This window comes from Maribacter litopenaei, assembly GCF_025244665.1.
GTDB classification, from domain to species: Bacteria; Bacteroidota; Bacteroidia; order Flavobacteriales; family Flavobacteriaceae; genus Maribacter; species Maribacter litopenaei.
Map to the genome: position 1 here is coordinate 1,126,057 of NZ_CP104205.1, position 22,386 is coordinate 1,148,442.

General features: G+C 38.7%; 16 protein-coding genes, 1 tRNA gene and 10 pseudogenes. 14 read left to right on the forward strand and 13 right to left on the reverse strand.

The window, feature by feature from the left end; all coding sequences use genetic code 11:
* Position 1: 1 nt before the first annotated feature.
* The 3 genes and pseudogenes from NYZ99_RS06020 to NYZ99_RS06035 form a co-directional block, all read right to left on the reverse strand.
* Complete coding sequence (locus NYZ99_RS06020) at positions 2-355, reverse strand: carboxymuconolactone decarboxylase family protein (RefSeq protein ID WP_260575200.1); 354 nt, start codon at positions 353-355, stop codon at positions 2-4.
* Positions 339-1,159, reverse strand: a pseudogene (gene tatC, locus NYZ99_RS06025) (twin-arginine translocase subunit TatC). Before tatC ends, NYZ99_RS06020 begins: the two are co-directional and overlap by 17 nt.
* A 28-nt stretch (positions 1,160-1,187) precedes the next feature.
* Positions 1,188-2,153: pseudogene (locus tag NYZ99_RS06035) on the reverse strand (KpsF/GutQ family sugar-phosphate isomerase).
* A 322-nt stretch (positions 2,154-2,475) separates the two neighbouring features.
* On the opposite strand from NYZ99_RS06035, the pseudogene NYZ99_RS21430 reads away from it, so the two are divergent.
* A pseudogene (locus NYZ99_RS21430) lies at positions 2,476-3,845 on the forward strand (RecQ family ATP-dependent DNA helicase); the annotation flags it as partial.
* Positions 3,846-3,887: 42 nt separating this feature from the next.
* A complete protein-coding gene (locus NYZ99_RS21435) occupies positions 3,888-4,550 on the forward strand; it encodes an HRDC domain-containing protein (protein WP_338039439.1) in 663 nt (220 codons plus the stop codon).
* A gap of 8 nt (positions 4,551-4,558) precedes the next feature.
* Here NYZ99_RS21435 and NYZ99_RS06045 read toward each other — a convergent pair whose 3' ends face one another.
* Positions 4,559-5,578 (reverse strand): S66 peptidase family protein, encoded by a 1,020-nt coding sequence (locus tag NYZ99_RS06045; protein WP_260574442.1) that lies wholly within the window; start codon positions 5,576-5,578, stop codon positions 4,559-4,561.
* Between the two features lie 186 nt (positions 5,579-5,764).
* Here NYZ99_RS06045 and NYZ99_RS06050 point away from each other — a divergent pair.
* A pseudogene (locus NYZ99_RS06050) lies at positions 5,765-6,242 on the forward strand (fasciclin domain-containing protein).
* Positions 6,243-6,401: 159 nt separating this feature from the next.
* Here NYZ99_RS06050 and NYZ99_RS06055 read toward each other — a convergent pair.
* The 4 genes and pseudogenes from NYZ99_RS06055 to NYZ99_RS06070 form a co-directional block, all read right to left on the reverse strand.
* Positions 6,402-7,550, reverse strand: a complete 1,149-nt coding sequence (locus tag NYZ99_RS06055) for a carboxypeptidase-like regulatory domain-containing protein (RefSeq protein WP_338039342.1) — start codon at positions 7,548-7,550, stop codon at positions 6,402-6,404.
* Between the two features lie 217 nt (positions 7,551-7,767).
* Positions 7,768-8,504: pseudogene (gene rluF, locus NYZ99_RS06060) on the reverse strand (23S rRNA pseudouridine(2604) synthase RluF).
* A complete protein-coding gene (locus NYZ99_RS06065) occupies positions 8,505-9,665 on the reverse strand; it encodes a class A beta-lactamase-related serine hydrolase (RefSeq protein WP_260574443.1) in 1,161 nt (386 codons plus the stop codon).
* The gene (locus tag NYZ99_RS06070; RefSeq protein WP_260574444.1) at positions 9,652-9,894 is read right to left on the reverse strand and encodes a hypothetical protein; all 243 of its coding nucleotides are present in this window, start codon (positions 9,892-9,894) and stop codon (positions 9,652-9,654) included. Before NYZ99_RS06070 ends, NYZ99_RS06065 begins: the two co-directional genes overlap by 14 nt.
* A 216-nt stretch (positions 9,895-10,110) precedes the next feature.
* Here NYZ99_RS06070 and NYZ99_RS06075 point away from each other — a divergent pair, with 216 nt between their 5' ends.
* The 6 genes and pseudogenes from NYZ99_RS06075 (at position 10,111) to NYZ99_RS06100 (ending at position 16,424) form a co-directional block, all read left to right on the forward strand.
* Positions 10,111-10,965, forward strand: a complete 855-nt coding sequence (locus NYZ99_RS06075; protein ID WP_260574445.1) for a peptidyl-prolyl cis-trans isomerase — start codon at positions 10,111-10,113, stop codon at positions 10,963-10,965.
* A pseudogene (locus NYZ99_RS06080) lies at positions 10,958-12,384 on the forward strand (peptidylprolyl isomerase). Before NYZ99_RS06075 ends, NYZ99_RS06080 begins: the two are co-directional and overlap by 8 nt.
* A gap of 2 nt (positions 12,385-12,386) precedes the next feature.
* A pseudogene (locus NYZ99_RS06085) lies at positions 12,387-13,339 on the forward strand (AAA family ATPase).
* A gap of 181 nt (positions 13,340-13,520) precedes the next feature.
* Positions 13,521-15,792 (forward strand): annotated as a pseudogene (locus NYZ99_RS06090) (aconitate hydratase).
* Positions 15,793-15,870: 78 nt separating this feature from the next.
* Positions 15,871-16,224, forward strand: coding sequence for a TlpA family protein disulfide reductase (locus NYZ99_RS06095; RefSeq protein WP_260574446.1), 354 nt, complete (start codon positions 15,871-15,873; stop codon positions 16,222-16,224).
* Positions 16,225-16,232: 8 nt separating this feature from the next.
* Positions 16,233-16,424 (forward strand): hypothetical protein, encoded by a 192-nt coding sequence (locus tag NYZ99_RS06100; RefSeq protein WP_260574447.1) that lies wholly within the window; start codon positions 16,233-16,235, stop codon positions 16,422-16,424.
* A gap of 6 nt (positions 16,425-16,430) precedes the next feature.
* Here NYZ99_RS06100 and NYZ99_RS06105 read toward each other — a convergent pair whose 3' ends face one another.
* The 5 genes and pseudogenes from NYZ99_RS06105 to NYZ99_RS06125 form a co-directional block, all read right to left on the reverse strand.
* On the reverse strand, positions 16,431-16,883 hold the full coding sequence (locus tag NYZ99_RS06105) for a sterol desaturase family protein (protein ID WP_260574448.1): 453 nt from the start codon (positions 16,881-16,883) through the stop codon (positions 16,431-16,433).
* Positions 16,883-17,722 (reverse strand): phytoene/squalene synthase family protein, encoded by an 840-nt coding sequence (locus NYZ99_RS06110; protein WP_260574449.1) that lies wholly within the window; start codon positions 17,720-17,722, stop codon positions 16,883-16,885. Before NYZ99_RS06110 ends, NYZ99_RS06105 begins: the two co-directional genes overlap by 1 nt.
* A 9-nt stretch (positions 17,723-17,731) precedes the next feature.
* Positions 17,732-19,188, reverse strand: a pseudogene (locus NYZ99_RS06115) (phytoene desaturase family protein).
* Positions 19,189-19,190: 2 nt separating this feature from the next.
* A complete protein-coding gene (locus NYZ99_RS06120; protein ID WP_420845216.1) occupies positions 19,191-19,964 on the reverse strand; it encodes a cobalamin B12-binding domain-containing protein in 774 nt (257 codons plus the stop codon).
* A 239-nt stretch (positions 19,965-20,203) separates the two neighbouring features.
* Positions 20,204-20,287 (reverse strand) — tRNA-Leu (locus NYZ99_RS06125).
* 207 nt (positions 20,288-20,494) lie between these two features.
* Between NYZ99_RS06125 and NYZ99_RS06130 the strand changes: the two genes are divergently transcribed.
* The 5 genes and pseudogenes from NYZ99_RS06130 to NYZ99_RS06150 all read left to right on the forward strand — a co-directional run bounded on the left by NYZ99_RS06130 (position 20,495) and on the right by NYZ99_RS06150 (position 22,326).
* Positions 20,495-20,899 (forward strand): hypothetical protein, encoded by a 405-nt coding sequence (locus tag NYZ99_RS06130; protein ID WP_260574450.1) that lies wholly within the window; start codon positions 20,495-20,497, stop codon positions 20,897-20,899.
* Positions 20,875-20,991: pseudogene (locus NYZ99_RS23180) on the forward strand (hypothetical protein); the annotation flags it as partial. The gene NYZ99_RS06130 and the pseudogene NYZ99_RS23180, both read left to right, overlap by 25 nt.
* Before the next feature lie 162 nt (positions 20,992-21,153).
* Complete coding sequence (locus NYZ99_RS06140) at positions 21,154-21,366, forward strand: hypothetical protein (protein ID WP_260574451.1); 213 nt, start codon at positions 21,154-21,156, stop codon at positions 21,364-21,366.
* On the forward strand, positions 21,333-21,698 hold the full coding sequence (locus NYZ99_RS06145; protein ID WP_260574452.1) for a hypothetical protein: 366 nt from the start codon (positions 21,333-21,335) through the stop codon (positions 21,696-21,698). The genes NYZ99_RS06140 and NYZ99_RS06145 overlap by 34 nt, the downstream gene beginning before the upstream one ends.
* Complete coding sequence (locus NYZ99_RS06150; RefSeq protein ID WP_260574453.1) at positions 21,685-22,326, forward strand: hypothetical protein; 642 nt, start codon at positions 21,685-21,687, stop codon at positions 22,324-22,326. The genes NYZ99_RS06145 and NYZ99_RS06150 overlap by 14 nt, the downstream gene beginning before the upstream one ends.
* The last annotated feature ends 60 nt before the right edge of the window (positions 22,327-22,386 follow it).

Consider the following 22,386-nt stretch of genomic DNA (forward strand, 5'->3'; position numbering starts at 1 on the left):
TTTAACCTTGACCACTTTCTTCCAATACTTCCCAATATTCATAGGCTCTTCTAAGATGGGGAAGTACTATGGTTCCACCTACCAAGGTGGCAATGCTCAAAGTTTCCATGACCTCCTCTTTGGAAGCACCTTCCTTAAAGGAGCTTTCCAAATGATATTTTACGCAGTCATCACAACGCAAAACAGCAGAGGCGACCAAGCCCAAAAGTTCTTTGGTCTTTACGTCCAAAACACCAGGTGCATAGGCGTTGGTGTCCAAATTAAAGATACGTTTGATGACCTTATTGTTATCGGCTAGTAGCTTCTCGTTCATTTTAGAACGATAGGCATTAAATTCCTCAACTGGATTTGACATTTCTTTTGGCTCTTTTTGCTTCTCGTCTTGCTTCATTTTTCAAAACTCGGCAGAGATGTAAATACTTACTTGGTATAGAATTAGTACAGGTATGGCGACAATAATTTGACTAGCCACATCGGGTGGTGTAATTACTGCGGAAAGTATCAACACAATTACTAAAGCAATTTTTCTATATTTCTTCATGATTTCAGGGGTTACTAATCCCACTTTCGTCAAAAAGTAAATAATTATTGGTAGTTCGAATAGGACACCACAAGCTAGTACGGCAGATCTTACCGTTCCGATATAGGAGTCTAGATCAAATTCATTAAGCACTCTTTCGCTCACTTGATAGGTACCCAAAAAATTAATGGACAAAGGAGCAACGATGTAGTATCCAAATAAAACTCCTAGGAAGAACAAGAAAGATGCGATAAAAATGAAACCCTTTGAATGCTTACGTTCCTTCTCGTATAGTCCAGGGCTGATGAATTTCCATAATTCATAAAGCACATATGGAAAACCTACTATGACACCCACCCATATCGCTGTCCAAATATCCGCGGAGAACTGTCCGGACATAGTCCTACTTTGAATAGTAAAAGGTAATTGGTCTTTACAGAAGTCGGATTCAATTCCTATATAGGTGGCAGCCCTGCAAAAGAATTCATAGGTTGGAAAATCCATTTGAGATGGATCAAAAATAATGACATCAAAAATGAACCTACTAAATACAAAAGCTACAATACCAATAATAACTACCGCCAGGGTAGATCTTATCAAATGCCATCTCAATTCCTCAAGATGATCCAGAAACGACATCTCATCCGGGAAGTCTTGCTCTTTGCCATTATAAAATACCTTCGTTTATGAGGTTATGTAAATGAATTACTCCGGTGTAATCACCATTGTCCATGGCCAGTAATTGGGAAATGCCCTTCTTTTGCATTAATTCCGAGCCTTAATGGCCAAAGTATCCATTTCTATTGTTTTTGGTTCGGTCGTCATTATATCGGCGGCCGTCAGTCCCTTTATATTGTCATGATTGTTCAGCATTCTACGAATATCTCCATCGGTAACGATTCCTACCACTTTTTTGCCATCAAGTACGGCGGTCACGCCCAACATTTTTTTGGATATTTCCACTGATGACCTGTTTTACCTCGGTGTTTACCTGAACAGCTGGTATTTGATTGTTTTTGGCGATATCGGCCACCCGTAGATACAGTCTCTTGCCAAGTGCGCCTCCCGGGTGGTATTTGGCAAAGTCGGCACTACTGAAGCCTCTCAACTCCAACAAAACTATGGCGAGGGCATCGCCCATAACTAACTGGGCCGTGGTGCTAGTGGTAGGGGCCAAATCATTGGGACAGGCTTCCTTGTCTACATAGGTGTTTAAAATGAAGTCGGCTTGCTTAGCTAAAAAAGAATCGGAGTTTCCCGTCATTCCAATTAAGGTGTTATTCCCTCTTTTAATTAAGGGGATCAACATTTTTATCTCAGGAGTACTGCCACTTTTTGAAATGCAAATAACAACATCGTCATCTTGAATGGTTCCCAAATCCCCATGTATGGCATCTGCAGCATGCATGAATATGGCCGGGGTTCCAGTGGAGTTAAGGGTAGCCACAATTTTGGATGCAATAATGGCACTCTTTCCAATACCCGAAATAATAACACGTCCTTTGGAGTTTAGTATGCAATTGACCGTCTTGGAAAAGTCTTCATCCAATAGGCTAGCAAGGTGTCCAATAGCGTCCCGTTCCTTTTCAATAGTTCTTTTCGCCAGTTCAAGAATTGTGCTATCGGATGTCAAAGTATTATTTAATTTTATCAATGGTATTCTTATAAAGATATGTTATCTTTAAGAGTACAAAATTACGTAAACTTAATTTTATAGGATGGTAATCCTTGAATAATTTGGTACTACTGTTTTGGCCAAATTTAATAACTGATTTCCGTTCGGGTTTTGCGAGCTTACGGTTCAATTACCCTTAAAATTCTAGAAATACTTTATAGATTTGAATGAAATTGATATACATGCTGCGTTAAAAAAATATTTTGGTTTTTCTCAGTTTAAAGGACTTCAAGAAGGCGTTGTAAAGAATATTTTAAAAGGCAATAATACGTTCGTTATTATGCCTACAGGTGGTGGTAAGTCATTGTGCTACCAACTACCTTCATTGATGCAGGAAGGTACGGCCATTATTGTTTCTCCTTTGATAGCCTTGATGAAAAATCAGGTGGATGCCATTAGAGGTGTCTCCGCAGAGATGGGCATTGCCCATGTACTTAATTCTTCCCTGAACAAAACAGAAATAAAGCAGGTAAAAAAGGATATTAAAGAGGGCACTACCAAATTGCTATATGTAGCTCCGAATCCTTGACCAAGGATGAAAACGTGGAGTTTTTACGTTCTGTTAAGATATCATTTGTAGCCGTGGACGAAGCTCATTGTATTTCTGAATGGGGACATGATTTTAGACCGGAATACAGAAATCTAAAATCTATTGTATCCAGATTGGGAGAAAATATTCCGATAATAGGTTTGACAGCAACTGCAACCCCAAAAGTTCAGGAAGATATCATCAAAAATCTTGGCATATCTGATGCTACTGTTTTTAAAGCGTCGTTCAACAGGCCTAATTTGTTTTATGAGGTAAGGACCAAAACAGAAAACGTAGATGCGGATATCATTCGATTTATAAAACAGAATGAAGGTAAATCCGGAATTGTTTATTGTCTAAGCCGCAAAAAAGTAGAGGAATTGGCGCAAGTGCTCCAAGTGAATGGTATAAGTGCGGTTCCTTATCATGCCGGCTTTGATGCTAAGACCAGATCTAAATATCAGGACATGTTCCTTATGGAGGATGTTAATGTGGTGGTGGCCACCATTGCTTTTGGTATGGGTATAGATAAACCTGATGTTCGATATGTAATACATCATGATATTCCTAAAAGCATTGAAAGCTACTATCAGGAAACGGGTAGAGCCGGACGGGACGGTGGAGAAGGCCACTGCTTGGCCTTTTATTCCTACAAAGATGTAGAAAAATTGGAAAAATTCATGTCCGGGAAACCGGTGGCGGAACAGGAAATAGGAAATGCTCTTTTGCAAGAGGTAGTAGCCTATGCAGAAACCTCTATGTCGCGAAGAAAGTTCATGCTTCATTATTTTGGGGAAGAGTTCGATGAGGTAAATGGTGAGGGTGCCGATATGGATGACAATACCGGAAACCCAAAAGAAAAGGTGGAAGCCATGGACGATGCCATCAAATTATTGAAAGTGGTCAAAGGCACTAGCGAAAAATTTAAGTCCAAGGAAATTGTAAGTACCCTACGAGGGAAAAACAATGCCCTGATCAGTTCACATAAAACCAATGAGAAGGATTTTTTTGGAATTGGCTCGGATAAGGACAAAAGTCATTGGATGGCCTTGAAAAGGCAGATGCTGGTCGCTGGCTTCCTTAAAAAGGATATTGAACAGTATGGTGTGTTGCGTTTGACTGAAAAGGGACATGACTTTTTGAAAAAGCCACATTCTTTCATGATGACAAAGGACCATGTGTACAATGCTGAAAATGATAATGCCATTGTAGGAGCGGCAAAGAGTGGCGGTGTCACAGATGAAAAACTTCTCAAACAATTAAAGGATTTAAGAAAATCCCAGGCAAATAAGTTGGGTGTTCCTCCATTTGTGGTCTTTCAAGACCCCTCGCTAGAGGACATGGCCCTCAAATATCCCATAACTTTGGAAGAACTTTTAAATGTCCACGGAGTAGGGGAAGGAAAGGCAAAGAAGTATGGTAAACCTTTCGTTTCTTTTATAGCATCGTATGTAGAAGAAAATGACGTAATACGTCCGGACGACCTTGTAGTGAAAAGTACCGGGGCCAACTCAGGTTTAAAGTTGTACATCATCCAAAATATAGATAGAAAACTCCCATTGGATGATATAGCTTCCGCAAAGGGATTGGAAATACCTGAACTAATCAAGGAAATGGAACAGATTGTCTATAGCGGTACCAAGCTAAACTTGGACTACTGGATAGACGAAGTGTTGGATGAAGACCAACAAGAAGAAATTCATGAATATTTCCTGGAGGCCGAAAGTGATAATCCGGAAGAGGCGATGAAGGAGTTTGATGGTGAATATGAGGATGAAGAATTAAGGTTATACCGACTCAAATTTATTAGTGAGGTGGCTAATTAGGTATATTTTCAGGAAACCGGTTTTTCAATAAGTTTTAATAGCAGTTTATCAGCATCAAAATGGGCTTTGGCCCCAATTGGTAAGGTAAAGTTCTGATCAACGTGCCCAAAACTGAATCCGTAAGCCGCTGGTATACCCAGTGGTTTAATTCTATCCATGACCACTTGCTTTAAAGTGAAGGAGTTAGGATTGGTACTTGAATTACATCCCTTGCAAACACCAAACAGTATCCCCGAAGCTTTTTTGAACGTTTTTCCATCTATTAATTGGGTTAGCATCCTATCGATTCGATACGGAGCCTCTTCCACATCTTCTATACAAAAGATCTTATCCGTAAAATCAATTTCATGAGGCGTTCCAATGAGGGCATTGATCAAGGTAAGGCTTCCGCCGCAAAGTTCACCTGTAGCCTCGCCCGGGTTTATGGTATAGCGTTCATATTCCGGATTTGATAGCTGTTCCTCCGTAAGTTTCGCATTTCGTATCACCCTATTTTCTTTGGGTTTTCGAACGATGCTGTTAAGGGCTTTTTGGGAATAGCTATCATCAAGGGTACTTCCTACCGGGCCATGAAAAGTGATAAGACCAGTCATTTGATGAATGCCGTTCAAAAGAGCTGTAACATCGCTAAAACCGATTAGGGGCTTTGGGTTTGATGCTATTAAGGTGTAATCAATAAGATTCATTATCCGAGTGCAGCCATATCCGCCCCGTATACAAAGTATACCGTCCACATCTTTATTTTCGAACATATGGTTTAGGTCGGTTGCCCGTTCTTCATCGGTATTGCTGAAATAGCCATTTGGCTTGGAAAGCCTTTCCGTATAATAAACGCCGTATCCCATTTCTTGCAAGACCGACTTGGCCTTGGTCAATGTTTCCTCAGAAAAACGGTATCCTGGAGCTATCAATCCAATGGTCGCTCCTTTTTTCAGGGGCTTCGGATACAATTTATCTGTGAGTTTGACCGGTTCCCCAGTTTTGGAAAATCCTTTTCCGGATACAATTTGATAGATGGATAGGCTCAATACGGCGGTTAGGAACTTTCTTCGGGCAACATCGGCTAGGTATTAAAGGAATTTAATAATGTTTAACTATTTTAAAAATTAATTAAACAAAAATTAAGATTATGCTATGTATCATTCTCATACATTTGGATAAATCTAAAAAAAAGAACTATGAAAAATTTAAAAATTACCACATTATGCGCTTTTATGCTCTGTTTGACTATAGGGTTCTCACAATCGGACAATATAGTAGGAGTAGCCGCTGGAAACGAGAATTTTACGACTTTGGTTACCGCTGTGAAATCTGCAGATTTGGTAGGAACTTTAAGTGCTGAAGGGCCATTTACGGTATTTGCTCCTGTAAACAGTGCCTTTGGTGCCTTACCTGATGGTACGGTTGAAAGCCTTTTGAAGCCGAGAGAACAAGTCTATTTTACAGGGAATATTGACCTACCATGTCGTTTCAGGTGAGTATATGGCCAAGGATGTGATTAAGGCAATTAATGATAACAATGGCGAATTCAATGTTAAAACGGTTGCCGGAGGCGACATTACGTTGTCTTTGTCAGATGGAAATGTGATGTTGAAAGATGCCAAGGGTGGCATGGCCAAAGTTGTAATGTCCGATGTTGATGCCACAAATGGAGTTGTACATGCCATTGATGGCCTTGTAATGCCTAAATAAGGTTATCTTGCCCTACAAAAAAAGCCGTTGCAAATTATTGCAACGGCTTTTTTTCTTAATACTAATTTCTCTTATTGGGATGCGGCCGAAGTGCCGCCATCTATTTTCCCTCTTTTCAATTGTCGTTGAATTTTTCGAATGGCAGATTCTATGGATTTTTCAGGTTCGATGATGTTGTATTCTCCCTGCAACTGGGTCTGCAAAACCAATGGCTTCATCCGTTAAGATAATGTCAGATTTAATTCGGTCTTTATATTTTGGTATATCATTGCTCAAGTTTTCTTCCCAATCCGTAATAGCCATTTCACAGCTCATACTATAGACGGAATTGAACAGTTTTTTGTCCCAGTTAATTTTAAATTCCATCAAAACATTACTGTAACCGTAGTACCATTTACCATCCCTTTCCCTATAATCTACCCTATACGCTACTTCTGTAGGCCACACATCCGCATTTCTTGGTTTTTTCCTAACGAACATTTGCGCCGCCAAATTTCTATTGGTAATATTCAAGGAATAAATGGCACTGGTTAGAATTTTATTCTCAACATCTATATAAAGCTTACCCGTGTATAACGGATCAATAATTCCAGGTTTTTGCTCAAAATTTATTACATAAATTAATTTGTCGTCCACCCTAGTAGAGTTGGAGAAAGAAAAGTCGTAATATTCAAAGAGATCATCTGCAAAAATGTAGTCAGGATATTTTACCATATCCACAAACAATGCATTGAAAGGGCCACCTTGAAGCTTTAGGGCCAGCGTGTCTAATTTGCTGTAATCCGTACTCTTTCTAGCTTTAAAAAGCTTAAGTGCATCTGTTCTGTTACTAGTGTAAGGGGCTTTGTAAATATTAACGACCGCTTCGGAAAGACTGACATTTTGCCTTCTTCTTTTTATTGTTTCCCTGTAAAAAGCGGTCATCACTGTAGGATTGTTGATATAATTCTCTCCCCGTTTTTTTAAGGTTTCTCTAACTAAGGCCCTTGCATCCTTTGGTATGCTAAGGTTAACCTCTGATAATTGGGTAACCAGTTCAGTCATTACAATTTCATTTCTTTCGGCCTTAAATTGCAACATAGGGATTCTCTTGGTCCTATAACCTAAAAACGACACGATAACATTTTCACTGGTATTGGATTCGGGCACCTTCAGTGAAAACTCCCCTTCGGTATTCGTAATTGTACTTATATTGGTGTTTTCCAAAGTAAGCGTGGCAAATACTAATGGTTTTTTGGTTTCGCTGTCATATACTTCCCCTAAATATTCCTTAAAGCCTTCTTCTTGAGCAAAAAGACCAAAACTCAAAATCATACATGTAAAAAGCCGAGACAATCCTAAGATTGAAAGGGCTATTTATTTTTTGGAGGTTAATTTTCCTGTTCATATCAATTTAATTTTAAGCAACCTTTGGGATTAATTCCCTTTTTCTTACCTAAGATAGTGATATTAAGAGTGATATAAAATTAATTATAGTTAAAATAGAAGGTGTGGAAATTTTACTGAATTTAGAATAAGGCGGCTATTATCCTTTGTGAGTCTTGGAAGAATGACTGACCAATCTTTGTATTTCCTTTAATTCCGAATTAGTAAGATCTCGCCATTTTCCCACGGGCACATCCAAGGTAACGTTCATAATTCTGATGCGTTTCAATTTTTTGACCCGATAGTCCAGGTATTCGCACATACGTCTAATTTGGCGATTGAGTCCCTGAGTCAGGATTATCCTAAATTGATATTTACTAACCTGATGCACTTCACATTTTCGGGTGACGGTATCCAAAATCGGAACCCCGTTTCTCATTTTTTTAAAAATTACGGCGTTATAGGCTTGTCAACGGTAACCAAGTATTCCTTTTCATGATTGTTGCGCGCCCTTAAGATCTTATTTACTATATCGCCGTCGTTTGTGAGAAATATCAATCCTTCGCTAGGTTTATCCAATCTTCCAATAGGGAAAATCCTTTTTGGATAGTTGATAAAGTCAATGATATTGTCCTTTTCCACTCCCGTATCTGTTGTACAAACAATCCCAACGGGTTTATTAAAGGCGAGATATACTGGCTTATCGTTGGTTCCCGATATGCTTTCACCATCGACCTGTACCAAATCCCCTTCGGAAATCTTGGTGCCCATTTCAGGAACTTTTCCATTGATGGTCACACGCCCCTGTTCTATGAGCTTATCGGCCTCCCTTCGGGAGCAATATCCGACTTCGCTGAGGTACTTGTTAATTCTTGTTTGTTTGGCCTCTTCAGACATTTATCTAGTTCTTTGCAACTCCAATTTATAAATTTCCCTCCCTAATTCGGCCAAAAAAGGAATACCAATTTCTTCATATTCATAGGCATCATCATTAAATATTCCGTCCTTGTTTACCAAAATAGTAGCGGTTAGCATAAAATCCACCTTGTTTTTCGTATCCTTTATATAGGCGCAATCGGTCAGAGTACCATAAGCAAACCCCACTTTATTGTAGATTTCCATAGTTGAGGGAATGGTTTCCTTAGTGTCCCCATAGATAAAAAATTTGCAGTAGCCATCATAAAACTCCTCAGGGTCATAACCGGCATTCCTAGGTAAGGTTTTCATTGCTTTAAGTAGAAATGCTTTTTGCTCCTGGGAAAGCTCAAATTGTTGATTAGGAATAAAATGTTCAGGAAAAATCACCCTTTTCAAAACATCATGCTGTGCCTTTATGGAGTAGTAGTTTTTTAATGAAAAATCAAAAGGCTCCTCAATCAGGTTACCGTCTTCATAATACCCGCTGCCTTTTTTGACCTTATTTAAATCCAAAGGTTTCGGAGGACTGTTTAAGGTAGGCACTGTCATTGCGGTCGAGCTATCATTGAGATAGATGATCAAAGGCTTTGTTTCTAAATCTTCCGAAAGATATCCTAATCGATGTGAAATACGAAGTGGGCCTATTCCCTTTTCGACGAGAGATTTATTAATTGCGTCCTGACCTAAAAGTTCCACCAAACGGTTATTGGCCAAATTGTCACTTACTGTAAAAATTTGTAGAATGTCCTTGGAAAATGTCGACTCTAGGGTATCTCCCTCAACATAATATCGAACTTCCCTATTCAAAGTGTCGGTTTTGTTCAAGTGCTCTAATGCTAGTACGGCGATAGGAAACTTAACGGTACTGGCAGGATAGAAATAATTACTTTCATCAACTTGGAAATCATAATCTGTAAAGAAAACACTATCATTTTTTCTATCAATTTTTGTGTATCTAATCTGTACTTCAAACTGATCTAGGCTATCCATTACCCTTTTTATTTTTGGATTGTTAGACCTTAGGGCAGTTTCCAAAATGTTGTCATGAATTGGTGGGTTGGAACAGGAAAAGAACATTCCTAAAATGGTAGAGGATAAAATCTTTAAGAATATACTTGTACGTAAGTTAATTTTCGGCATACACTTCTCCTCTGTGCGGTTTTAATTTATCTCTCATGGCAATCATATTGATTTCGTTAACGACCATATAGGCGATGCTATGAACATCGTTCAATTCTGTAAAGCCTGTAGTAATAACATCCACCTTTTCCATGGAAATAAATTCCTTGAGATGTACTTCATGGTGTTCCGCCGTCCTAAGGGCCGCCGGACCTCTAAAATCCCAAATTAGTTTTATTTGTCTTTCCAAAACCTTAAAATGTGAATTTCAAAATTAATGTTTGAGTATTGTTTTTCAATGGATTTCGTAGTTTTTGTTTTGTACGTTCAAGCTTTTGGATTATAATTTTGATGCAAATCGATTTGAATTCTGTTAAGGAAAACCCATAGCGTTTGGTCGGGATTATGTATTTGCTATTTTTGCATGATGTGTGATTCTCAAATGATACGACGCAAAATCATTTTTTTGTTATTGGGAATAGGGGCTTTATTGAGCATGGCATCCTGTGATGCATACTTCAACAAAGAGGTAGAAAAGAAACCTTTGGCCCGGGTAGGTGAATCTTATCTTTATAAGGAAGACCTAGCACCATTTATTAAAGATGGAATGTCCGCTGGGGATAGCGCATCTTTCGTTACCAATTACATTAACAATTGGGCCTCAAAACAACTGTTGCTTTCAAAGTCGAAAATTAATTTGCCGGAGGAAAAGCTTTCTGAATTTGATGCATTGGTCGATACTTATAGAACGGATCTCTATACCAGGGCCTATCAGGAAGCTTTGGTCTCCCAAGGAGCCGATTCCGTAATTACGGATACTCAACTACAGGAATTTTACGATCGACAGCAGGAAAATTTTAAGTTAAAGGAGCGAATCGTTCGAATTCGTTTTGTACAGTTACCACTAAATTTTCTCAACCAGGACGAAGTTGAAAGGAGGCTAAGGAGTTTTAATGAAGAAGATTTGGTCTATTTGGATTCTATTGGGGTACAATTCAAGAAATTGAATTTTAACGATTCTATTTGGGTCAGTTCCTCAAGAATTTTTGAGGAAATTCCACCCATAACCTTTGATAATCAGGATAGATACTTAAAAAATTCACAATTTTTTGAATTACAGGATTCAATCGGGGTATATTTGGGAAAAATTGAGGAAGTAAAGGAGGTTAATGATATTGCTCCTCTTTCCTATATAACGCCTACCATTAAACAGGTTTTATTAAGTCGTAGAAAAATAGACTACCTGCGAAAATTAGAAACTGAAATCATAGATGAAGCAATTAGAGAAAAAGAATTTGAGGTTTACAACGACAATGAATAAACTGGGGTTTGTCCTTTTGGCAAGTATACTTTGTACCACTTTAGGTGCCCAAGAATCTACCACTGGCGATTCTCCCGACGAAACGGCGGTTGTGGAAACCCCTACAAAAAAGGACTCTACCAATTTCAAAAGAATTAAGTTGGACGGTATTGCGGCTGTAGTTGGTGATTATGTGATTTTGGATTCCGATATAGAAAAGACTTTGATCGATTTAAAAAGCCAAGGAGCCTCTACGGAGGACATTACTCACTGCAGTCTTCTTGGTAAATTAATGGAGGATCGTCTATATGCCCACCAGGCCGTACAGGATAGTATTTTGGTTTCAGATGACGAAGTGAATGCAACCGGAGACCGCCAGTTGCAATCTTTGGTTCAGCAAATCGGCTCTATGGAAAAGGTGCTGAAATATTACAATAAAGAGGACGAGCAAAGTTTTAGGGAGGAGCTTTATAAAATTAATAAGCTTAGAATGTTATCCGAAAAAATGCAGCAGGATATTATTTCAGAAATTGAAATCACACCTGAGGAAGTTCGTCAGTTCTTCAATAAGATTCCTGAAAATGAAAGACCGGTTTTTGGCGCTGAATTGGAAATCGCCCGGATAGTAAAGGCTCCTGAGCCATCCGAGGCTGAAAAACAAAAGGTTATAGATAAGCTCAATGAAATTAAGGCTGATGTAGAGGATAATGATGCCAGCTTTAGTGTAAAGGCGATTTTATATTCCCAGGATCCCGGTTCTAAATCAAAAGGTGGTTTTTATAGTATTACCAAGGAAACTGGTTTTGACAAAACATTTAAGGACGTGGCTTTCAGTCTTCGGGAAGGTGAGGTTTCGGAGCCTTTTGAGACCATCTTCGGATTTCATATCATATATATTGAAAAAATCAGGGGTCAGGAACTTGATTTAAGACATATTTTGATTCAACCGTGAAATTTCGCAAGATGCATTGGACGAAGCGAAGTCTGAATTGGATAGTATTCGTAAGAATATCATTGATGGTAAATTCACCTTTGCGGAAGCTGCACTTAATTTTTCGGATGAGAAGGAAACCAAATTTGATGGTGGCTTGCTCAGAAATCCACAAGATTTTAGTTCACGATTTGAGTTGACCAAGATGGATCCTACCTTATATAATCAAGTCCGTGATTTAAAGGATGATCAAATATCCTATCCCATTTTGGAACCGAGACCCAAGGGGAGGGCCTTCAAAATACAAGATTCTCAAAGTTACAAATCGCTATGATGAACATGTAGCTGATTTTTCTAAGGACTACACTAAAATTCAACAGCTTGCCCTTACAGAAAAGCAATACAATGCTATTAAGGAGTGGATGGAAGACCATATAGAAGATACTTATATTAGCGTTAGCGATGCCAACAGGGATTGCGATTTTGCTAATAATTGGGTAAAGAACTAAGTATGTCAGATGTTGCCGCTGTTAAAGTATTGATCCAAAAACACAATGCATTAAAAAAAGAAATTGCCAAAGTAATTGTTGGTCAAGAAGACGTTATAGACCAAATATTGCTTTCTATCTATACGGGGGGGCATTCCTTGTTGATTGGAGTTCCCGGTCTTGCCAAAACCTTGATGGTAAACACAATTGCCCAAGCACTTGGATTGGATTTCAAGAGAATTCAGTTTACGCCGATTTAATGCCTAGCGATATTCGGGTAGTGAAGTTTTGGATCAGAACAGGAATTTTAAATTTATTAAGGATCCCGTTTTTTCCAACATTATCTTGGCTGATGAAATTAATAGAACCCCTCCCAAAACACAGGCTGCACTTCACGGAGGCCATGCAGGAAAGAGCAGTTACCATAGCAGGACATCAATACAAATTGGATTTGCCTTATTTTGTACTTGCCACTCAAAACCCCATTGAACAAGAAGGTACGTACCCCTTACCGGAGGCCCAGTTGAACTGCTTTATGTTCGCAATAGAGTTAAAATATCCAAGTGTAGAGGAGGAAGTTAAGGTCGTAAAAAATACAACTTCCACTACCAAGTATCAAGTGGAACCTCAGTTCAATGCCAATCAGATTTTAGAAATTCAGGAGTTGGTTAGAAGAATTCCCGTTCCCGACAATGTAGTCGAATACGCCGTAAAATTGGTTAATAAGACCGGACCAAATTTGGAAACCGCTACAGATTATGTAAAACAATATGTAGATTGGGGAGCTGGTCCAAGGGCTTCACAAAATCTTATTTTGGCAGCAAAAGCGAACGCCGCTGTCAATGGAAAATTTTCACCCGATTTTGAGGATGTCCAAAAGGTTGCAAATGGGATACTCAAACATAGGATTATTAAAAATTACAAAGCAGAGGCCGAGGGTATATCCGAAGAAGATATCATTAAGCAGCTTTTGTAATTATCTAGGTTCAATAGTCTTTATTTCCGTTTTAAGAATCCCATATTTTCTTTTTTTTAGAAAGGGCTACGTTTAAAATGTAACGAATGCTAAAAAAGGTTTTATTCCTTTGTCTAAAATTTTAATTGCGCCTTAGATTTTCTTAATTTTACGGAATTGCTTTAACATTAAATAGATAAATATGGCATTTGATATTGATATGATTAAAGGGGTGTACGCCAATATGGCGGAGCGCGTGGATAAGGCTCGTGAGATAGTGGGCAAGCCACTAACCCTTTCGGAGAAGATTTTATATTCTCACCTATGGGATGGTACTCCATCCAAAGCCTTTGTCAGAGGTAAGGATTATGTTGATTTTGCTCCAGATCGTATTGCTTGTCAGGATGCAACCGCCCAAATGGCATTATTACAATTTATGCAGGCCGGTAAACCTAAAGTGGCGGTTCCAACAACCGTACATTGTGATCACCTGATTCAGGCGAAAAGCGGTGCTGCTGCAGATTTAAAGTCGGCCAACTCGACGAGTGCCGAGGTATTCGACTTTTTGGAGTCCGTTTCTAATAAATATGGAATAGGATTTTGGAAACCCGGTGCTGGGATAATTCATCAAGTAGTTTTGGAAAATTATGCCTTTCCTGGAGGAATGATGATTGGAACCGATTCCCACACCGTTAACGCCGGTGGTTTGGGAATGGTAGCCATAGGTGTAGGTGGAGCTGATGCTGTGGACGTTATGGCTGGTATGGCATGGGAACTTAAATTTCCCAAGTTGATCGGTGTTCGATTGACTGGTGAGATTTCGGTTGAATCGCTCCTAAGGATGTTATACTTAAAGTTGCTGAAATCCTTACGGTAAAAGGAGGAACGGGAGCCATTGTTGAATATTTTGGATCTGGTGCTAAGGCCCTATCCTGTACAGGAAAAGGAACCATTTGTAATATGGGTGCGGAAATCGGGGCCACTACTTCTACCTTTGGCTATGACGAGTCTATGGAAAGATATCTTAGGGCCACAGATAGAGCAGATGTAGCCGATGCGGCTAATAAAGTGAAAGAACACCTTACTGCAGATGCAGAGGTTTATACCAATCCGGAACAATATTTTGATCAAGTTATCGATATTGACCTTTCTAAATTAAACCCATTATTGAATGGTCCTTTTACTCCTGATTTGTCTACGTCAGTAGGAAAGGAAATGACCGAAAAGGCTACAAAAAACGATTGGCCAATGCAAGTGGAATGGGGTCTTATAGGATCTTGTACCAACTCTTCCTATGAAGATTTATCCGAGCTTCTTCCATTGCGCAACAGGCATTGGATAAAAAACTAAAGACGAAAGCGGAGTTTGGAATAAACCCAGGTTCTGAGCAGGTTCGATATACGGCGGAACGTGATGGAATCCTTGGAATCTTTGAAAAATTGGATGCCAAGATTTTCACGAATGCTTGTGCACCATGTATTGGTCAGTGGGCCCGTTACAATGATCCAAAGAACGCTCCAAAGAACAGTATTGTACATTCTTTTAATAGAAACTTTGCAAAACGCGCAGATGGTAATCCAAATACCCATGCCTTTGTAGCTTCACCGGAGATTACGGCTGCTATAGCCATCGCCGGAAGATTGGATTTTAACCCAATGACGGATACCCTGATCAATGAAGAAGGGCAAGAAGTAAAGTTCGATGAACCAACAGGATGGGAATTACCACCAAAAGGTTTTGAGGTAGAGGATGCTGGATACCTAGCGCCTAAAGAAGATGGGTCCAGTGTGAAGGTCGTGGTAGACCCAACTTCGGAAAGACTCCAATTGTTGGAGCCATTTGAACCCATTAAGAACGAGGAACTTCAAGGGGCCAAATTATTGATTAAGGCCTATGGAAAGTGTACTACGGATCACATTTCCATGGCGGGATCATGGTTGCGATTTAGGGGACATTTGGACAATATCGCTAATAACACCTTAATTGGAGCTGTAAACGCTTACAACCAAAAAACAAATTTGGTGAAAAATCAGTTGACCGGTGAATATGAAGGAGTACCCGATACACAACGAGCCTATAAGGCCAAGGGGATAAAGTCCATTGTAGTAGGTGACCATAACTATGGTGAGGGTTCTTCTAGGGAACATGCTGCAATGCAACCAAGACATCTTGGCGTGGCGGCAGTTTTGGTTAAATCCTTTGCGCGTATACATGAAACGAACTTAAAAAAACAAGGGATGTTAGCATTGACTTTTGCCAATGAGAAGGACTATGATTTGATAATGGAAGATGATACGTTCAACTTTGTGGACATCGCTGATTTTGCTCCGGATAAACCATTGACAATTGAAATTGTTCATGCTGACGGTTCAAAGGATACTATTAAGGCAAACCATACCTATAACGATGCGCAAATTGGCTGGTTTAGGGAAGGTTCTGCTTTGAACGTAATCAAAAGGCAAAACGCGTCTTAACATAATTTTAAAATAAATTAGGAAAACTCCCAATACTATTTGGGAGTTTTTTAGTTTTGGATATTCCATAAACTTAAAATGAAGAAACAAACTTTTTACACGCTTTTGGTCATAGCATTTGTGTTGTCTTTCTTTGTAACCCCTCTTGGTGATTATAGCAAGATTCTTTTAAATAGGTGGTTGGCCACCGCACCTACCGTTATTAGTCCCGAGAAGCGAGGTAAAATTGCGAGTTACGATTGGATCCTAAAGGATGAAAAGTGGAATTTTTTCAATTTTGAAGAAGCTAAAGGAAAAGTTGTTTTTATTTCATTTTGGACCTCATGGCATATGCCATCACAAGCACAGTTAAAGGACATTCAAAATCTATATGACAAATACAAGGGAAAGGTAAAATTCTATATCATTACCAATGAAGAAAGGGTCCTGTAGAACTTTTTATGGAGAAACATGGGTATAATTTTCCAGTAACATATCGTATTGTTGGAGAAAATAGTCCAATAACTATTTTAAATCCACCCGGATCGTACATTTTGGATAAAAACGGCTATGTGGTCGTGCACCAAAATGCCGTAGCTGACTGGGATAATTCAAAAGTGGACCAATTATTGGAAAAACTGGTCAACGAATAGTCCTTCTTATTTGGCATTTCTAAAATACTTAAATGGGACAAGGAGCATTCCAAAGCATTCCCCATCATTTTTACCCAAATGTTTGTGATGGATTTTGTGGGCACGTCTTACTCCCTTGGCATACCAATTGTTTGCATTCCTAAACAATTTAAAACGCTGGTGAATAAAGATGTCATGTACAAAAAAATAGGCGATACCATAGGCTAGAATTCCAAAACCTAATGGCCAACCATACCAAAATCCATTGGCTCCGGAATAAAACAGTAGCATACTCACGATGGCATAGAAAATGAAAAAGGCATCATTTCTTTCAAACCAAGAGTCATGGTCTTTATGATGGTGATCTTTGTGTAAAGACCATAAAAATCCATGCATAATATATTTATGGGTAAACCATGCCATAAATTCCATAAAGGCAAATGTGCCTAAAAATATTAGTATCCAAAGAAAAGCGTTCATCAAACCAAATTCATTTTATATTTAACGTAGGATCTTGCCAATAGGCCAAATTTTTCATAATCCGGTACACGAATTCGCGTACTTTTTATCTCCATGGATGGCGTATCCTGTAGTTTTTTAAGTAATCTAGAATAATATCTATAGGCTGTATAAACCCCAAATTTCGCTTCGATGGGTAATTTTACGATGCCCTTATAACCTTCTTGAAAATCTTTCCTTATTTCATCAACGATCTCCTTTTTAGAAATTTCATCTAATGCGGCTAAATTGGCATTTGGAAAGTAGGATCGATTCAACTCCTCAAAATCCGCTTTTACGTCCCTTAGAAAGTTAACCTTTTGAAATGCCGATCCAAGGGCCATGGCGGATTCCTTTAGATCCTCGTAGGAGTCATCACATCCCTTTACGAAGACTTTCAAACACATTAAACCAACTACATCGGCAGAACCATAAATGTACTCTTTATATTCTGCATCTGTTTTATATATGCTTTTGGTCAAGTCTGCTCGCATACTTTTCATAAATGAGTCGACCAAGTGCATGGGTATTTTATACTTGTGAAATGTATGTTGAAAGGAATTAAGAATAGGATTAAGACTGATTTTGTTGTCAATGGCCGCGGCAAGTTCCTCTTCAAATTTAATAAATAGAGTGTTTTTGTCGTAGTCATGGAAGGTATCCACGATTTCATCGGCAAACCTTACAAAGCCGTAGATATTATAGATATCTCCTCTAATTGAACTATGAAGCATTTTTGTTGCCAAGGCAAACGACGTACTATATTTTTCGGTAACTATTTTACTACACTCGTAGGATACCTTGTCAAAAGTAATTTTCATAGTTTTAAGTTAGTTATTTTTAGTTAGAAGTTCGGAAACTAATTTCCCTGAAATGAGCGAAGGAGGTACTCCTGGCCCTGGAACTGTTAGTTGTCCTGTAAAATAAAGGTTTTTGACTTTACTGCTTTTTAATTTTGGCCTTAAAAATGCGGTTTGTGATAGTGTATTAGCCATTCCATAGGCATTTCCTTTGTACGAATTATATCTTTCAACAAAGTCATTGACGCAAAACGTTTTCCTAAAAAGTATCTTATCCAAAACTTTTTGATTGGTTTTTTGCTCGAACCTATCCATAATCAAGTCAAAATATTGCTCTCTAAGTTCTTCGGTGTCCTCCAATCCCGGTGCTATAGGAACCGAAAAAAGCCTGTTTCACAACCCTCGGGAGCCATGCTGTCATCCGTAATTGAGGGGAAGTTGGCATAGAAAAGAGGGCTGGTTGGCCATTGAGGATTATCATAAATTTCTTCTGCATGCCTTTCAAAATCTGTATCAAAGAATAAATTATGGTGCTCAACATTTCTCATTTTACTATTAAAGGCGATATAGAACAACAAAGATGATGGCGCAAACGTCTTCTTGTTCCAATACATCTCACTATACTGTCTATATTCTTGATCTAATAAACCTTCGGAATGATGATAGTCCGCCCCACTAACCACAATATCCGCCAAGATTTCTTGGCCTTTGCAAACGATACCATTGCAATTGCCTTTTGAAACCAATATTTTTTCGACTTCTGAACCAACATGGATTTTAACACCAAGTTCTTTGGCCGGATTACCCATTGCCTCAATAATTTGGTACATACCACCTTGGGGGTGCCAAGTACCGAGTCCGAAATCTGCAAAATTCATGAAACTGTAAAAGGATGGGGTATCGCTTGGCTTTGCACCAAGAAAAAGTACGGGAAACTCTAAGGTAGCAATAAGCTTCGGATTTTTGAACCTTTTTCTTACCTCAGAACTTATGGTCTTAAAAAACTGGTCTACTTTAAGTATGGTTTCTTTTGTAACCAACTCAAAAGGAGATACGCCAGGTCTCAAAACAATTTTATTAATGGCAACATTGTAATTCTCCTGAGCGAGGGCGATAAATTTTTTAAGTTCCGCGGAACTTCCCTTTTCAATACGCTCAAATTCCGGACATATTTTATCCATGGAGTCACCTACGGTGATTACATCGTCTGCAAAGAAAATTTTATAAGCTGGATTTAATTTGTCCAATTTGTAATAGTCAGATGTGGATTTGCCAAAATCCCTGAAAAATTTTTCAAAGATATCGGGCATCCAATACCAACTTGCACCCATGTCAAAGGTAAATCCATCTTTGATGAATTGAGCTGCTCTGCCACCTATGGTATCATTTTTTTCGTATATACCCACATCATGGCCGGCCTTGGCGAGATAACAAGCTGCCGATAGAGAGGAGAAACCAGATCCTATAATGGCTATATTTTTTCCCATTCTTATAAATTTTGAACTACCTCCTCAATTGAAGTAAATATTTTTAAAAATTTTGGGAGATTTGGTTTTTCTAAATATTGAGTTTGACGGCCTAGAATCCATAAATTGGGATTTGCATAATCTTCCAAAAACTTTTCAAAATCACTTATATAATCGTTTATTCCGGATTTATCGGGTTTTACAGTGAAGTAAGATAAAAAATAAATATTGTCGAAATACTTTTTTAAATCAACTAAGCTTTCTATGGGTATGGTTTGCCCCAAATAAATTACTTTATATCCTTTTAGAAGAATTTCATAATTAAGGTAAAGTAAGCCAATGTCGTGAATCTCATTTTCAGGCAGAAAAGAAACAAATACCTTGTTATCCTTTATAGGTTTTTGGTGTTGAATACGTTCTGTATTCACTAATATTTTTTGTTTGATTAAGCTGGTAATGAAATGCTCATGTGCTGGACTGATAGTGTCCGTTTGCCATAAAAGACCAATTTCGTTTAACAATGGAATGAAAACCTCTTTGAAAACTTCCCGGAAAGATTTCGTTTTTAAGAGTTTATCATAGGTATCGAAGAAAATAGTTTGGTCAAAATTCATCATGGCCAATTTGAAGGCGTTCAGATTTTTTGACTTATTTGTTTTATTTGAAACTACCTCTTTTACCGCGTTCGGGATATCAGCCTCGGGAATTTTGGCAATCTTCGATATCTTATACCCATTGTCATAGAGAAGGGTAATATTTAAAAGCTTCTGTAAACTTGACAGACTGTAAGTTCTGATATTGGTATCCGTTCTTTCCGGAGAAAGTAAATTGTATCTTTTTTCCCGAGATACGAATGGTGTGTGCCTTGATACCGAGACAGGTTCTCAAGATCTCGAATGCTAAAAATCTTTTTTACGTTGTTCATAATTTTAGGAAAAACGTTAAACAAACTTATGAAATTGAATGCAAAGTTGGTTGGAAAAGAAGTTAAAATCTCGCTAAATAAAAAGGCCAGGTATATTGTACCTGGCCTTTGTGCCCACGACTAGATTCGAACTAGCACGTCCTTACGAACACTACCCCCTCAAGGTAGCGTGTCTACCAATTTCACCACGTGGGCGTTTTATAACAAGGCGTAAAGATAAAAAGGTATTGTGTATTTCAAAGCATATCCATTGCGAGTTTTAGTTATTGGAGGATAAAAATAACTTATTCGAAATCCAACCTTAAAAATTCATGAATTTAGGATGCTCCTTTTTGTCAATCTCAAGTTTCTGAGGAAAATATTTATAAATTGTTATCTCATACTCACCTAAATGACAATTACATGTACAGAAGAAACATCGCTATTAATTATTTCGTCTTATCCATTTTTATAAGTTCTATTTCTATATCCTTTGGTCAGTGGAAACCCGCTGGGAACAAAATCAAGTCAAAATGGGCTACCGAGGTTAATCCGGCCAATGTTCTCGGGGAATATCCAAGACCCCTAATGGTCAGGGAAAGTTGGAAAAATTTGAATGGTCTTTGGGATTATGCGATCATGGAAAAGGGAAGCTCCGTTCCCACTAATTTTGAGGGGCAAGTACTTGTACCCTTCGCTGTTGAATCAAGCTTGTCAGGTGTTATGAAAGAAGTAGGCAGCTATAAGGAGTTATGGTACAAAACAACATTTGATATACCGAGAGGATTGGATCGGACAAGGATATTCTACTCCATTTTGGAGCTGTAGATTGGAAGGCCGATGTTTGGCTAAATGATATTCTAATTGGTTCCCACACTGGAGGATACACTCCTTTTCACTTTGACATCACTCCGTTTTTAAAGGAAGGAAATCAAATAATTACGGTAAAGGTTTGGGACCCCACCAATGATGGCCCACAACCTAGGGGAAAACAGGTTAAGAAACCTGAGGGTATTTGGTATACCCCGGTTACAGGTATTTGGCAAACCGTTTGGTTGGAACCCGTTCCAAAAAAGCGGATTTTGAATATAAAGACAATTCCAAATGTTGATAACAATACTGTTACCGTAATTCCAGAAATTAAAGGTAGTGACTTCGGGGATATCGTTGAGGTATCCGTTTTTGACAAGGGAACTCTAGTTTCTAATGCCATGGCAAAGAATGGTTTAGAAATGGTACTGCCGGTAGGGAACTCAAAATTATGGTCACCGAATCTCCTTTTTTGTATGATTTAGAAATAAGGTTACTGTCTAATGAAAAAGAAGTAGATAAGGTGGGTAGTTACTTTGGCATGCGGAAAATCAGTATGAAAAAGGATGAATTTGGGATAGTACGGATGCAATTGAACAATAAGGATTATTTTCAGTTTGGCCCATTGAATCAAGGCTGGTGGCGAGATGGACTTTACACGGCCCCAACAGATGAGGCACTTAAATATGACATAATAAAAACCAAGGAACTCGGTTTTAACATGATACGGAAACATGTCAAGGTTGAACCGGCCGGATGGTATGCCCATTGTGACAAATTGGGTATTTTGGTCGCGGCAAGATATGCCAAACGGTGATAAGGATTCGCAATGGCAGAACCATGACTATTTCAACGGTTCGGAATTTCAAAGAAGCCCACAATCGGAAGAAATATATAGAACCGAATGGAAGGATATTATGGATTATCTCTTTTCCGTGCCCAGTATTGTTGTGTGGGTTCCCTTTAATGAAGCCTGGGGTCAATTTAAGACAGAGGAGATTGCGGAATGGACCAAAACATATGATCCAAGTAGATTGGTAAACGCTGCCAGCGGCGGAAATTTTTACAGAACCGGAGATATCGTGGACTTACACAATTATCCTGCTCCGGCGATGTACTTATACGATGCGCAACGGGTCAATGTGTTGGGCGAATATGGAGGTATTGGTTTACCGGTTGAAAATCACCTTTGGAAGCCCGATAACAATTGGGGCTACGTAAAATTCAAAAACTCAAAAGAAACAACAGAACAGTATGTGGAATACGCCGAGCAATTAAAGAAATTGGTGAAGGCAGGCTTTTCTGGTGCAATCTATACCCGGACCACCGATGTGGAAGGAGAGGTGAACGGTTTCATGACTTATGATCGTAAAGTCGATAAAATGAATGTTCCAGTTGTAAAAAAGGCAAACCAAGAAGTAATTGAAGAATTCCAATCTAACTAGGACTTAATATTCGCTCTAAAAATCAAAATAGTGTCGAATTGGAAGTTTGTTGTAAGAATG

What these genes read in the sequence shown, in the direction of transcription:
- NYZ99_RS06020 (WP_260575200.1), bottom strand. Translation starts at nt 355, where the DNA reads ATGTCAAATCCAGTTGAGGAATTTAATGCCTATCGTTCTAAAATGAAC.
- NYZ99_RS21435 (WP_338039439.1), top strand. Translation starts at nt 3,888, where the DNA reads ATGACAAAGGACCATGTGTACAATGCTGAAAATGATAATGCCATTGTA.
- NYZ99_RS06065 (WP_260574443.1), bottom strand. Translation starts at nt 9,665, where the DNA reads ATGCCGAAAATTAACTTACGTACAAGTATATTCTTAAAGATTTTATCC.
- NYZ99_RS06095 (WP_260574446.1), top strand. Translation starts at nt 15,871, where the DNA reads ATGAAGAAACAAACTTTTTACACGCTTTTGGTCATAGCATTTGTGTTG.
- NYZ99_RS06100 (WP_260574447.1), top strand. Translation starts at nt 16,233, where the DNA reads ATGGAGAAACATGGGTATAATTTTCCAGTAACATATCGTATTGTTGGA.
- NYZ99_RS06105 (WP_260574448.1), bottom strand. Translation starts at nt 16,883, where the DNA reads ATGAACGCTTTTCTTTGGATACTAATATTTTTAGGCACATTTGCCTTT.
- NYZ99_RS06110 (WP_260574449.1), bottom strand. Translation starts at nt 17,722, where the DNA reads ATGAAAATTACTTTTGACAAGGTATCCTACGAGTGTAGTAAAATAGTT.
- NYZ99_RS06130 (WP_260574450.1), top strand. Translation starts at nt 20,495, where the DNA reads ATGTACAGAAGAAACATCGCTATTAATTATTTCGTCTTATCCATTTTT.
- NYZ99_RS06145 (WP_260574452.1), top strand. Translation starts at nt 21,333, where the DNA reads ATGGTCACCGAATCTCCTTTTTTGTATGATTTAGAAATAAGGTTACTG.
- NYZ99_RS06150 (WP_260574453.1), top strand. Translation starts at nt 21,685, where the DNA reads ATGCCAAACGGTGATAAGGATTCGCAATGGCAGAACCATGACTATTTC.